The sequence below is a fragment of the Okeania sp. SIO2C9 genome, assembly GCF_010672455.1.
Lineage (GTDB): Bacteria > Cyanobacteriota > Cyanobacteriia > Cyanobacteriales > Microcoleaceae > Okeania.
The window spans coordinates 137635-152213 of sequence record NZ_JAAHGO010000007.1 but is presented as its reverse complement, the minus strand read 5'-3'; the positions used below and the strand labels follow the sequence as shown (position 1 = coordinate 152213).

At 36.9% G+C, this 14579-nt stretch carries 8 protein-coding genes; 4 read left to right on the top strand and 4 right to left on the bottom strand.

Going from position 1 to position 14579, the window contains the following annotated elements; all coding sequences use genetic code 11:
- Positions 1–525: 525 nt before the first annotated feature.
- Complete coding sequence (locus tag F6K23_RS07065) at positions 526–1659, bottom strand: RNA-guided endonuclease TnpB family protein (RefSeq protein ID WP_293152575.1); 1134 nt, start codon at positions 1657–1659, stop codon at positions 526–528.
- A gap of 1106 nt (positions 1660–2765) precedes the next feature.
- Here F6K23_RS07065 and gcvT point away from each other — a divergent pair.
- From gcvT to rimK, 3 genes are all read left to right on the top strand, one after another.
- Positions 2766–3899, top strand: coding sequence for a glycine cleavage system aminomethyltransferase GcvT (gene gcvT, locus F6K23_RS07060; RefSeq protein WP_293152572.1), 1134 nt, complete (start codon positions 2766–2768; stop codon positions 3897–3899).
- A 314-nt stretch (positions 3900–4213) separates the two neighbouring features.
- Positions 4214–4720 carry an ATP-dependent zinc protease gene (locus tag F6K23_RS07055; protein ID WP_293152569.1) on the top strand — a complete coding sequence of 169 codons (507 nt, stop codon included), beginning with the start codon at positions 4214–4216 and terminating at the stop codon, positions 4718–4720.
- Positions 4695–5576 (top strand): 30S ribosomal protein S6--L-glutamate ligase, encoded by an 882-nt coding sequence (rimK, locus tag F6K23_RS07050; protein WP_293152566.1) that lies wholly within the window; start codon positions 4695–4697, stop codon positions 5574–5576. The genes F6K23_RS07055 and rimK overlap by 26 nt, the downstream gene beginning before the upstream one ends.
- A gap of 438 nt (positions 5577–6014) precedes the next feature.
- Here rimK and F6K23_RS07045 read toward each other — a convergent pair whose 3' ends face one another.
- Genes F6K23_RS07045 through F6K23_RS07035 form a run of 3 tightly spaced genes read right to left on the bottom strand, consistent with a single transcriptional unit; the run spans position 6015 to position 11121 of the window.
- Positions 6015–7832 carry a bifunctional diguanylate cyclase/phosphodiesterase gene (locus tag F6K23_RS07045; protein ID WP_293152563.1) on the bottom strand — a complete coding sequence of 606 codons (1818 nt, stop codon included), beginning with the start codon at positions 7830–7832 and terminating at the stop codon, positions 6015–6017.
- Positions 7833–7865: 33 nt separating this feature from the next.
- Positions 7866–10805: a histidine kinase dimerization/phosphoacceptor domain -containing protein gene (locus F6K23_RS07040; protein ID WP_293152560.1), complete on the bottom strand. Its 2940-nt coding sequence runs from the start codon at positions 10803–10805 to the stop codon at positions 7866–7868.
- Positions 10806–10839: 34 nt separating this feature from the next.
- Positions 10840–11121: a hypothetical protein gene (locus F6K23_RS07035; protein WP_293152557.1), complete on the bottom strand. Its 282-nt coding sequence runs from the start codon at positions 11119–11121 to the stop codon at positions 10840–10842.
- Between the two features lie 1323 nt (positions 11122–12444).
- On the opposite strand from F6K23_RS07035, the gene F6K23_RS07030 reads away from it, so the two are divergent.
- A complete protein-coding gene (locus F6K23_RS07030) occupies positions 12445–13407 on the top strand; it encodes a succinylglutamate desuccinylase/aspartoacylase family protein (RefSeq protein ID WP_293152554.1) in 963 nt (320 codons plus the stop codon).
- Positions 13408–14579: the final 1172 nt, after the last annotated feature.

Sequence of the window (14579 nt, the reverse complement as noted above, 5' to 3'; positions counted from 1 at the left end):
ACAGTTGTTGGGAAATAAAAATTTACAGCAGTTTTCAGGTGAATGAACCACATTGAAAAAATGATAATTCTTTAGGGACGTTGCATACAACATCCCTACCTGCACTCTACTAAAATGAAAATCGCTGTAAAATGCTCAAAAGCTTACTCTATAAGCTTTTCAGGATTTTAGGACTGAAAATACCCATAAGGTTTGACTAATAAGGGTTTTAGCCATTTTTCTCCCTTAATTCCCAACAACTCTATTATATCAAGAAAACCTAACATCGCTTATTGATTTAGTTATAATTGTCAGGTTTTGTACATCAATCACAAATATTGATGATGTAGCACTACGCATTAAGGTTAGGACATAGGTAATGGTTATAGCTCTGGCGGGAAGAACCAAAAAGCTTGTAAAGTATATGTATTGTCATCCGAACAATTCGACATGATTGGTCGTAATGTGATTGGATAAATACTATGCCGTTCTTAGAAACCTATGATAATCTATAGAAATCTATGATTATCTGTTCTATTCCTGTTTCTATCTGGCAACGTCGGCGTTATCCAGTCCACAGGCATTCACGGTCGAACTGACCGCCATAGCTAAATTTAACCCTGCATTCAAGTCTCGATCGCAACTGAAACCACAGTTTTCACATTCAAAAACACGCTCTGATAACAATAGAGACTCTTTAACAGTTCCACACCTGCTGCAGGTTTTAGAACTAGGAAACCATCTATCAATGATGATTAACTCTGAACCATATAACTCACACTTGTATTCTAACTGTCTGCGAAACTCGTAAAAACTCATGTCAGCAACAGCCTTAGCTAACTTGTGATTTGACATCATTCCTGATACATTTAAGTCTTCTATTACTATTTGACTGTGGTTTTTAGCCAAATAGGTCGTTAGTTTATGTAACGTATCTTTCCTGATATCAGCTATCTTTGTGTGTAGTCTCGCTATTTTTAGCTGTGCTTTTTTCCAGTTGTTGGAAAACTTAGTTTTATTCCTGTTAAGGTATTGCAGTCGTGATAGTTTAGACTCTAACTTTTTGTAAGATTTTGCACCAACAAAAACCTCACCAGTTGACAGTGTAGCTAAAGATTTTACACCTAAATCTACACCAACGACATCAACTGATTTATCAGTGACTTGAGGTTCTGTTTCTATCTTGAAACTAATAAACCATCTATCAGCTTTTTTGCTAATAGTTACAGACTTGGGAGTAACATTGTCTGGCAAGATTTCAAAGGTTTTAACCCAGCCAATTCGAGGTAACTTTATACGATTAAAACCGACTGTAATTGAACCATCCAAAGTAAAACTATCATCCCTACCTTTTTTCTTGAATTTAGGTTGACCAGAAATTTTGTTAAAACAACGCTTCCAAGCTGATGACAAATATCTCAAAGCATACTGAGGCGCTGTTTTAGAAACCTCGTAGTACCAATAGTTTTTAGGTTTGACCATTGCTACTAAAAGCTTATGTAAATCAATAGCAGTAGGAAATTTAAGTTTACTATCAGGATGACGCTGATTGTGATTAAGGATGTTTCTGGTAAGCCATAATCCCCAGTTCCAGGCATGACGAGCTACACCAGCGTGTTTAGCCAATAAGGTTTTTTGCTGATTATTTGGGTGTAACTCAGTTTTGAATCCTAGTAGCATAAAATGAAATATAGATATTCATAGATTATAATAGATAATCATAGATTATGTCAAGCTGTTAATTACCCTCCAGGATCTCCATTCTCAGTATCGACGGGAAACTCGTCGTTGTTCCTGACACCAGTATACCATCTAGTGTCTTCTTCCTTCTTGTCATGATCAATGTTGAAAGTTGGCTGCCCTGCAGGTGCATGATGAACAACCCATCTCAACCATGAGCCGTCAGGGGGGTCCCTGTTTGAAAAATTATCTGCTGAACGTGCGTTTTGTCCAGGTTTTGGACCATAGCATACCTCCAGCGTCCCCATGCTGTGGTAAATAGGTGCTGCTATAGCTTCAACAGGTAAAATCCAGAATTGGATAAAGAACAACTGAATGAGTATTAGTAGAACTGAACCTATACTTCGAGAACATTTGACATAACTGTTTCTCACTTTTTCTACCTTTCTTCAATTAGACAATTTTAGCTAGAACAATGGAAGTCATTTAGACTTACATCAAGATTAATTTTAGCACGGTGCGGACAACGGCCGCAACAATAATAACTATGGCAGAAACATTCAATCCGGCACGGGTCATGCACAAAAGAATACATAAATTATACCACAAGGAGGGGAGTATGAGGAGATAACCTTCATATTTGGCAATTGTGCTTATGGTGCGTTACGACAGATTGTTAAATTCTTCTCACAGCGAATGATTGTAGTTGTCTAACGCACCCTACTTGACCGTTTCATCTAAAATGGTGCATTAGATAGGGAGTGTGGGAAGGGTGGGAAGGGTCGGGAGAAAAAGACACCTAGAAACAAAAATCTATTGCACAGTTTTAGCTGTGTCAGTCCACTACTGGACTGTTTCATCTTAAATGTTGCTTAATGTTGCTTTAGGAAAATGCTGCGATCTACCTATAGCAAGAATTTAGCTCCAAAAACTAATGCCATATTTTAGATGAAACGGTCTACTAAATTAATCTGTGGCGGGCAAGATGCTCGCACTACAACAATAAGACAGCAGAGCGATCGCTACTCCCTCTTAACTCCTGACTCCTGTAAATACCCACAATGTCCTAAAATCAATAAAGTCTATTACAAATAAGGGACATACCAGTGGCCAAATCAACACAATCTCTTTCTCGCACACCTCTATACGACTTAGCAGCAGAACTCAAGGCCAGAATGGTAGAATTTTCTGGCTGGGAAATGCCAGTACAATACACCAGCATCAGCACCGAACATGAGGCAGTACGCACAAAAGCAGGAATGTTCGACATTTCCCACATGGGCAAGTTTATCGCTCAAGGCCACGACTTAATCGAAAAAATTCAACTTTTAGTACCTTCCGACTTGAGTAGCTTAGAACCTGGTAAAGCTCAATATACTGTCTTATTAAACCCCCAGGGAGGTATTATTGATGACTTCATTTTCTATCGTCAAAGTGATGACCCCCTTACCAACGAAGCACGGGGTTTTATGATTGTTAATGCTGCCACTAAAGCTAATGATAAAGCCTGGATCTTAAGTAATCTAGAAAATAGTGGTGTTAAATTTCAAGATATTTCTGAGGAAAAAGTGTTATTAGCTGTCCAAGGTCCGGAAGCAGAATCTTATGTGCAGCAATTTGTCAAGGAAAATTTGGCATCAATTGGATTTTTCGGGCATTCAGATATTACTGTATTAGAACAACCTGGTTTTATTGCCAGAACTGGCTATACTGGGGAAGATGGGTTTGAAATTATGGTTGACCCGTCTGTGGGTGTGGAGTTATGGCGTAGTTTGTTGGATGCTGGCGTTACTCCCTGCGGTTTGGGAGCAAGAGATACTCTACGTTTAGAAGCTGCGATGGCTCTTTATGGTCAAGATATTGATACTAAGACTACTCCTCTAGAAGCGGGTTTAAGTTGGTTAGTTCATCTAGATAAAAAGGGAGAATTTATTGGTCGTCAGGTCTTGGAAAAACAGAAGGTGGAAGGAGTATCAAAACGGTTGGTAGGTTTGGAAATGCTCGATCGCTCTATTGCTCGTCATGGTTATCCTGTTGTCAGTGATGGCAAAGTGGTGGGGGAAGTTACCAGCGGTACTAAGTCTCCAACTTTAGGGAAAGCGATCGCTTTAGCTTATGTACCAAAAAAATTAGCTAAGGTAGGTCAAAAATTGGAAGTAGAAGTTAGGGGTAAAAATTATGCAGCTATTGTTGTTAAGCGACCCTTTTATAAAAGTCAAAAGTTAAAAGTTAAAAGTTAAAAGTTAAAAGTAGTGGGAGCATCTTGCTCCCTAAATTTTTGGGTACTGTAGTGTAGATAGTGTGTAGGGTGCGTTAGGCGCAACCGTGTAAATGTGGTTGTACCTCAAAACTTAAAATTACGCCGTAACGCACCATTTTAAAAGTCAAAAATCAAAAGTTAAAAGCTGGAAATGGGGGAAAATTTACAACCTTCTTACTTACAGTAGATTCGGTGATTAATGTGGTACAACTAACAAGGTAAATATTTTTTGCTTATTCCCTATCTTGCTCCCCATCTTCCCTACTCCCTACTCCCTACTCCCTAAAACTAAAAATGAAACATCAAGAATTACCAATTATTGGCTGGCGGGAATGGATAGCATTACCCGAAATTGGCATTACTAAAATCAAGGCAAAAATCGATACTGGCGCTCGTACCTCTAGTTTACACGCTTTTGATATTGAGACTTTTGAAATTGATGGTAAACCAAGAGTAAAATTTAAAATTAATCCCCAACAACGAGATACGAATCAAACAGTAATTGCTGAAGCAGAATTAATAGATGAACGTAATGTTCGTAGTTCTAGCGGGCAAGCAGAATTACGCCCTGTTATTTTCACAGAAGTAAATTTAATGCAAAAAAAATGGCAAGTTGAGTTAACATTAACTAATCGTGAATTAATGGGTTTTAGAATGTTGTTGGGACGACAAGCAGTGCGGGGATTTTTCTTAATTAATCCAGGCAAATCTTATTTAGATAAAAATGCAAAAAATAGTCAAAAAGAAGAGCAAAAAATGGTAGGAAAACAACAAAATGAAAATCGCTATTTTATCCACTGAACCAACTCTTTATTCAACTAGAAAATTGCTAGAAGCCGGAGAAAAAAAAGGTCACAAAGTGCAAGTTATTGATTACTTGCGCTGTTATATGAATATTACTTCGATGAAACCTCAAGTTATTTATAAAGGTGAACCGTTGGTAGGATTTGATGCTATAATTCCTCGTATTGGTGCTTCTAAAACATTTTATGGGACGGCTGTAGTTAGACAGTTTGAAATGATGGGGGTTTTTACCACAAATCCTTCTCAGGGTATTTCTCGGTCTCGTGATAAATTACATTGTTTGCAATTATTAGCTAGAGATGGAATTGGATTACCTGTAACTGGGTTTGCTAATTCTACTAAAGATATTGATGGTTTAATTAATACCGTGGGAGGTGCTCCTTTGGTAATTAAATTATTAGAAGGAACTCAAGGAATCGGAGTAGTTTTAACCGAAACTTATCAAGCTGCTAAGTCAGTTATTGAAGCTTTTCGTGGCTTGGATGCTAATATTTTAGTTCAAGAATTTATTAAAGAAGCAGGTGGTGCAGACTTGCGATGTTTTGTAGTAGGAGATAAAGTAATAGCATCTATGAAAAGACAGGGAGCTGAGGGTGAGTTTCGCTCCAACTTGCACCGGGGTGGTAAAGCAGAAAAAATTAAATTAACTCCTGAAGAACGTTCAACTGCTACCCGTTCAGCTAAAGCAATGGGGTTGAGAGTTGCTGGGGTAGATTTATTACGCTCTAATCATGGCCCTGTGGTGATGGAGGTGAATTCTTCTCCCGGTCTAGAAGGAATAGAAGCAGCTACAGGAGTAGATGTTTCTGGCAAGATAATTGAGTTTTTAGAGAAAAATGCAGAAAAAGGTTAAGTGTGCGATCGCATTGAAGATTGACAAGCTGTAGTTATATCATGTCCGTTTGATTTGTTATAATAAAGTTCTTAGGTGGTAGGTTTCAACAATTAATAATTAATAATTAATAATTACCTCTCCTGGAAAAGAAGAGAATTGACTAAAAGGAAAATTTTTTCTTTTTCTCCTTTAAAGGAGAGGCTTTAAACCTTAATTATTCGGTAAATTCAACGGGGAACACTGGAGCTAGCAGAAATTTCGGATATTCCTTCGAGATCGATAGAATAACATTTTGGTGGTGGTGCATTGTCCGGCAATGTTTGTTACAAGGCACGGCAGTGGGAGCGTCTTGCTCCCGTGCCAGGTATTTCTTTTTGCTGTATACCATTACGCTCCGCAGGACTACCAACATTAAAACTCAGACAACAGATTTTTCCTTCTTCGTTCTTCCTTCTGCTATATAATTGGCCAAATTTTTCCCTGATGTACTAAGTCAGAAAATGCCTGTGCAGAAATAGGGGGACTAAAAAGATAACCCTGAATCATATCACAATGGTGTTTTTGCAAGAATGCTAGTTCATCTTCAGTCTCCACTCCTTCAGCTACAACAGTAAGATCTAGTTGACGTGCCATCTGAATCATTGCAATTACAATAGCTCTGTTCTTAGAATGCTTGTGAATATTGGATAAAAACGAGCGGTCGAGCTTGAGAGTATCAAAAGGAAATCGATAGAGATAACTCAGAGACGAATAGCCAGTGCCAAAGTCATCGATCGCTAGATTCAGTCCTAGACTTTTGAAAGCCTCTAACTGTTGCTGGGCTAGATCGATATCTTCCACCAGAGCACTTTCAGTCAACTCCAACTCTATAAAATTAGCACTGAGTTGGTGATTTAGTAATATTTTGGAAAACTTATGCTGTAACTGAGGCTGTCGAAGTTGATAAGTTGAAATGTTAACAGCCACTTTAAAGTCTTTGAGCAGCTCATCTTTTTGCCATACTTGGAGTTGTTGGCAGGCATTTTCTAATACCCATTCTCCAATAGTTTCAATCAAACCAGTAGCTTCTGCTAGAGGAATGAATTCTGCTGGAGATATGAAACCTGACTGTGGGTGCTGCCAACGCAAAAGAGCTTCAGCACCAGAAATTTTACCTGTTTTTAGGTCTATTTTTGGTTGATAATAAAGCTGAAGTTGTTCGCGCTCTATCGCATAGTGCAAATCTGTTTCTAGAGCTAACCAGTTAGTATTGCGGGTTTTACCCTGTGAGCTATGGAATTGATGACGGTTACCTCCTTGCTCTTGGGCTTTTTGCATTACTAAATGACAATCTTGTAATAAAGAGAGAAAACTGTTGCTGTCACGAGGATAGAGCGCTCCACCAAGACTTGCTGTGAGGAAAACTTCTCGCTCTCCAATAATATAGGGATTGGCGATTGCTGTTAATACAGAGTCAGCAACTTCGCTAGCTTGACCCAAGTACTCAACAGGCTCCAAAATCAGGGTAAACTCATTGATATCTGTACGGGCAACAACATTATTTTTTCCTACTACCTCAACAATTCGCTTGGCTACAGTTTGCAGTAGATAGTCTGTTTCTTGACGATCCATGTATTGGTAGGTTCTATAGAAGCGATCAAGACTCAGACAAAATACTGGTATGTAAAGAGATTGCTGGAAATGAGAAGAATTGTTTACTATGGGAAGTGAAAATCTATTTACTATCTCTTCAAACATACTTTGCAAAACTTTTCTAGTGGGTAGGTTGGTCAGTGGATCATACTTGTGCAAACGCTCTAACTTTTGGTAAGCATCTTCAAGTTTTCCAGTATATTCTGCTTTAGCAGCAACAACTGACTGGTGCTGTTGCAAGGTAATCTCTATAGTAGTTTTTAAGTCTATGATTTGAAAAGGTTTGATTAAATAACCATAGGGGTTTGTCTGTTTTGCTCGTTCAATGGTATCATCATCAGCATAAGCTGTTGTAAAAATTACTGGATACTGGAATTGTTGATAGATTTTTTCTGCTGCTGTAATTCCGTCAATCTCGCCTTGAAGCATGATATCCATGAGTATCAAATCTGGATTTTTTGTCGCAACTTGTTGTATTACTTCTTCTCCAGAGTGAATAACCCCGACAATTTCATAGCCTAGTTTTTGTAAAACCATCCTGAGGTTTTCCGCCACAATTAATTCATCTTCAACAATCAGAATTTTAGTAGTTGCACTGTAGTTAACTTGATTATTTCTTGCAGAATGGGTAGGGATTTTCATTGTAATACCTCCAAAGATAATATAATTGACATTTTAAAACCGTTTTTTGTACTTTAACTCTGAGAAAATTAAGCTAATAGATGTACCGTTAGAAGTATCAAAAGTAATAGTTCCGTTTAACTGTTTCGCCAAAAGACGGACGAGTTTTAGGCCCAGAGAGTTAGAAGTTTCCCAATTAACTGTTGAAGGTATTCCAATACCATTATCACATACTTCTAAAACTAATTTTTGATTGACATCTTTGAACATCGCAATCTGAACCTTTCCTACTCTTTGGTCAGGAAAACCATGTTTGAAAGCATTCATCAGAAGTTCATTAATCAGTAATCCACAAGGAACAGCTGTTTCTAAATTGAGCAATATGGCATCAACTTTGACAATAGGATTTACTCTGTTATAGTTGCTTTTACAGGAACAAAAAATGTTATTAACTAACTGTTTTATATATTCACTAAAATCAACCTTTCCTAAATTATTACCTTTATAAAGCTGTTCGTGAATTAATCCCATAGTCTGGATACGTTTTTTAGTATCATTAAATAGATGAAGCAGAATTTTATCAGTAATTGAGTAGGATTGCAAATCTAATAAATTAGAGATAATATTAAGGTTATTTTTAACGCGATGGTGAATCTCCTTCAGTAGTACTTCTTTTTCTGCTAAAGATTGCTTTATTTGTTCCTCAGCTTGTTTTCGTTCGGTGATATCTCGCACAATGATTAACACTTCCTCTTCTCCATTGCCGACAATTCTGAGCTCTTCATAATGTACCTCACCATACCTGATAATTTGTCGTTCATAGACTTGCAGTTTGTCTGTGAGTATTGCTTGATTGATATAGTAAAACTGCTGCTCTAATAAATTTGGTGGTAAAGGTTGATCATTAGGCGAAAAATCTACCATATCTAGACTTTCAGGAGGAATAAAATCCAAACAAGTGCCATCTCGTCGCACCCGCATAATTAAATCTGGAATTGCCTCTAACATTGCCCGGTTTCGGGTTTCGCTCTGATGAAGTGCTTTTTGTGCTAACTGATGAGCACGCTCTGCTTCAACTCGCTCACTTGCTTCTAGTGCTAAGGCTACTAAATCTGCTAGAGTAGTAATAAAATTTTGTTCTTCTAAAGTCCAGGTACGAGGGGTACCAATATGCTCCAGGCAAATAACTCCAATGACTTTTCCGCCAGAATAAATCAAAGGAGCCAACATGGAAGTGATACCAAACGGCATCAGATATTCCGGAAGCAAATCTTTGACTCTTGTATCAGAATGTACGTTGTCAATCACCAGTACACGACTATTTTCTAAAGCTTGGAAGTAGCCTGGATAGTCAGCAACCTGCAATTCTAATCCCTGAGTATGTTCGTCTGTAGTAATTCTGTAAAAATCCACACATCGAATGAGAGTGTGAGCATCATCTAGCAGCCAAATACCTACCTGTTTGACTTCTAATGTCTGCGATATGACTTCATTAATTTTTTGGCAAGCTGCCAAGAAATCTCCTTGAGTTAATACCTTATTTTTAGACAGCTCAATCAGTGCCTGATTGTGGGAAATTAACTGTCTGCGACTCCTTTGCAGTTGTACAGTGCGTTCCTCTACCTGTTCTTCTAAGGCCTGATTCATTTCTGCCCATGCTTCAAAAGCAACTTTTAACTGAGCAGCCATCAGATTAAAAGCGATCGCTAATTCGTCTAGCTCACGAATATTTGGTAGCCAAGAGGCAATACTTTTTAATGGCACTTTCTGGTCTAAGTTTCCATAGGCAACAGATAAAGATGCTTGATGAACGCTGAGAATAGGAGCAGTAAGCCAACGCGAAATCTTAATGGCTAATTGTATTGCTAGTATGAATGCGACTAAAGAAACTGGGACGATGGTTTTCAGCTTGGCATAGACACCTGTCATTAAGGCAAACTCCGGTGTAGCTACAACGACCAGCCAGTCCAAACCTAAATTTTCTCCCCAACTTGAAGCGTGAACAAAATATTGCTCGCCTAGTAATTCCGTATTAAAATGTTGATCTGACTCAACTGTCTCTATGTTGTCAAGCTGTTGCTGCAAAGATCGAGCAGTTGCTTGAGTCAGGGGGTCAGGACTATTAACTGCTGCCAACCGTTTTGCTTTACCATTTATCACTTCAAAAGAAGGTGATTTTGAGGAGCTAGCAACCAACATTCCAGAACGTTCCATAATCATCACTACCTGAGATTTATTAACTTGTAACTTCTGTAGGAAATTGGAAATATCAGAAATCGCTTGATCTACTCCCAAAACACCAATTAATTTTTGGTTGTCGTCATAGAGGGGGTAACTTGCAGAAATTGCTAAGATATCGGTTATTCCATCGCAGACATAGATGTCGCTCCAGATAGCTTTACCTGCTTTAATCGGCTGAGTATACCAGTCTTCTATTTTGTAATCGTAGGCATAAGTGCTGCGAACATCTCCCAAGTTTCCTTCAGAGTCAACAGCATACTCATATACGATTTGAGGATGGGAGCGAGTTGTAATATCAATACTTATATTATTATTGGCTGTCCCAGCACCCACAAATCCTCCCGCCTCATTGGCAAAATTAATATAGCTGACATCAAATATCTGGCTTTGCTGGAGGAAAAAACGTCCTGTTGTTTCTAGATCGGATAAATCCAATAAACCTAATTTCACAGCATTGTGGTTCACCTGATTAATTAATAGAGGTTGACGCAGGTAGCTTTCTAGTAAGTTAGTAACATTATTGATAATTTCTTCATGGAGAATTCCTGCTAAGTTATAACAAGCCTGATACCCATTCCAAACTGTTACCCATTGCAGTAGTAACATTACTACTGATATTTGTAACACAAAGAAAATAACTAAAAAACTACGGAGAGAAATTTTGCGGGAAATACTTTGGAGATAATTAGAACCTTGTCGTCTCCAGAAACGTCCCCCCCTTTTTATGAGATTATCTACTAGAAATTTTAACATGAATTAAACTCCCTTTTATCTGAAAGCAATCTCTTTATATCCTACTTGAATTAATTAAAACTGCTGATATAGCTTTACTCAAAGATGGTCTAAGAGGTAACTGGTCATAGTCTTTGATTACCTGAATTTCTGAAGCACCTGGTTTTGCCCCCAGGCGGTTATGGAGGATAGTGAGGGTACTATCAAATGCCACAAACTGTTCTTCTATATGCTCTAAATGTGAGTTTTGTCTTTGATAACTATTTTTTTTATCAGCAAAATATTCTCGTATGTCTGGTGGTTTAGCTAAACTTTGTAGAACTAAAATAAAAGACACAAATGAGTTTTTATGAGGATATTTTTTACTTATACAACTCGCTTTTATTCTAGTTTTATTACTTTTTTTGTTGCTAAATTATATGTAGTAACTGTTAGCAATGACACCTCCTATAAGAATATATGTAGGAAAAAATGTCAGTGCAAATTGTTTGGTAATTGCACCATAATGTTGCCTTAATGGTATAAAAATTAATATTTTCTCTTGATATTTATTCAGTTGTATTTTCTGATAAACAACTGAGTAAAAAAAAAATTACAACCCAAAAAATATGCAAAAATAATATATATCATAGTTATAAAATCCTATAAGTGAATCTTTATAGTATAATTATACTAATAATTATCTGTCTTACCTTCATCTGTCTGGGTAATTTGAAATTAATTTTATAACTAACACAACTGGGTGATTGCTGCATTAAACAATTGTTAAATTACTTTCAAAAATAAGAAAAAATATAAATATAGGTAAAATTATTATGAAAAATAGAGATGATTTCGATCAAATAAAATTCATCCCTTATACAATATATTTTATTGATTAACATACTGATAATATGATTATTAGTTAATAAAGTTGAACCGATGGAATAAATAAATATAGTAGTTTTCATATTTATGAAGTATACTAACTAGCTCCGAAAATTATACAGGGAGAGAAAAATAAAAAACTAATTGCAATATCAGACTAAGAGGCAAATGTCAAATGGGATAAGAAAAATTGTTTAATTTCTGCTCCCTATTTCCTGTATCCCTCCCAGAAACTATTTTCGTAAGCATTCAGCCGTCAGCCATCAGCTAGCCTCCGGAGGAGGAACTGCGAACTTCAGCTATTACTTTTAGTTTAGGATCAAAGCAATATTTAATTGTCTTACTACAAAAGTTGGCTTCCTTACCCTTAGAGTCAGTTGTTAATTTAAACACTGTCCTATATGAGAGAGTCTTGTTGCTGATAGCTGACTGCTAATAGCTGTTTGCGCAGCATTCCGTAGGAAATGCTTACCTATTTTCTATTTAATTTGACCCACCTCCTTAATATATTATATAAAATTCGGTTGAATACTTATCTTATGTTTGGGGGTGGGAAGTGTGGGGAGGGTGGGGAGTGTGGGGAGAAGGGGAGGTCGAGAGATTGAAGGCTCCGAAAGTGTGGATAGAATTATAAACATATACTGTATAACCGGATTCTATATTATCTCAAAAATTATATTCAGATGGGGAAAAGATTACTCTTTTTACTAAAAGACAACCCAGTTGAAATGTAATTTTCATCTTTATACTTAAAAATTACATTTGATATTCTTACCCATAAACTCAGTAAAAAATGATCGAAATCGGTGGTTTAATTATTCCTCCAGCACAAAGACAACGCATAGAAATACCAGTAGCGCGTCTGCCTACTCAAACTTTAATTACTTTACCAGTTACAGTTATAAATGGTAGTCATACAGGGCCGATACTTTGGTTAAGTGCTGCTATTCATGGAGATGAAATTAATGGTGTAGAAATTATTCGTCAAGTATTACAAAAAATTTCTCCATCTCTATTAAGAGGTACAATAATTGCAGTACCAATTGTTAATATATTTGGTTTCATAGAACAATCACGTTACTTACCAGACCGTCGTGACTTAAATCGTTCTTTTCCAGGTTCAAATAGAGGCTCCCTTGGCAGTCGTTTAGCTCATTTATTCATGGCAGAAATTGTTAGTAAATCTACTCATGGTATTGACTTACATACCGCTTCAGATCATCGCAAAAACTTACCACAAATTCGGGCAAACCTCCATGACAGTAGAACTTATGAATGTGCAAAAGCATTTGCTGCACCAGTAACAATTCATTCCCAAACCAGAGATGGTTCCCTACGCGAAGCGGCCACAAAACGTGGCATTCCTGTCTTATTGTACGAAGCAGGAGAAGCATTACGGTTTGATGAAAATGCAATTAAAGTAGGGGTAGAAGGGATTATGCAGGTAATGGGAGCATTAAATATGTATCAACAAGAAACGTACATAGATCCACAACCAACGGTACAAGTTTATGAGACTAAGTGGGTGAGAGCTTCTAGTAGTGGGATTTTGAGACTATATGTGAAACTAGGTCAGAAAGTTACTAAGAAGCAAGTTTTAGGTATAATTTCAGATGCTTTTGGAGAAAAAAATACTACTGTTAATGCTTCCTGTGCAGGAATAGTTATTGGTAGTTTACAAAATCCTCTGGTTAATCAAGGTGATGCGATCGTGCATATTGCTGTTTTATCTGCGACGAACTCTCAAAAAGCTTAAAAATCATATTCAAATCAAGTCCGGTAGCATCAGTATTGTAAGAGAAAGGAAGAAGGAAAAGAGAAGAAGGCTTAAAAGGCTGAAAAAAACTTAAATTTCCTGTAGATATTCACCTTTAGGTTTACACAAACCATTGCCCTCGGACTCCATCTCCCAATCTCCCAATCTCCCAATCTCCCAATCTCCCAATCTCCCAATCTCCCAATCTCCCCACCCACTACCAGTTTTAAAATAGGCGTTGTTGAATCAAGGGATGAATCTTTTTGGAACAGGTACATTTGATCTTTAATACTTCTAACTTCTTTTTTCTCCAAGACTACAATTTATCCCACAAATATGCAACGCCTTAAAATAAGTATGGGGTATGAGGGTGATAGGAGTTCAACAATGAATAATAGAGTTGTTGGGAAATAAAAATTGAACAATGCTCAAAAGCTTACCGTATAAGGTTTTCATGATTTCATAGATTAAAAACGCTATAAACATTGACTAGTAAGGGTTTGAGCTATTTTTTTAGCTTAATTCCCAACAACTCTAATTAATTATTAATTATTAATTATTACCTCTTCTTTTCAAGGAGAGGATTGACTAATAATGAAAATTTTTTCTTCTCTTGGTCTCATGGATATGGGGAGGAGACCCGCTCTTATCAGAGTCGCTCCAAATTGCGCCATCCCACCCTTCGGGAAGCTGCGAAGAGAGAACTCCGTTCCGCTGTCGCGTTTCGCGTCAGCGTTGCGAAGCAAACGACCGCTTGTTTCTCCTTTAAAGGAGAGGCTTTAAACCTTAATTATTCGGTAATAAAGTCACCCAATAATTGTGATCTCTATCATTGTCAAAGAAAAACAGAGTCAAAACTTGAGGAAATGGTAGTCCTATAAGTGCTTTAACGGTTTCAATTATATTTCTTGAAACTAGAAAAATTAAGTATTTCCCCAGTAGCGGATCAAAAAAAAATCAGTAATGATGGAAATGTTAAAGAAAGTAAAACAAAACAAAGATATTCTTCATTACGTTTTTTTGCAATTTTAAAATGACTGATATTCAGTCTAAATTAAGAAAAAAAATGAGGAATAAAAAGTGACTTTAATTCCATTATTTGCAGTTATTTTTATAATGTATTATTTTTTATAATTTATTGTTTTTATATACTTTAGGCTGTTTTATGACTT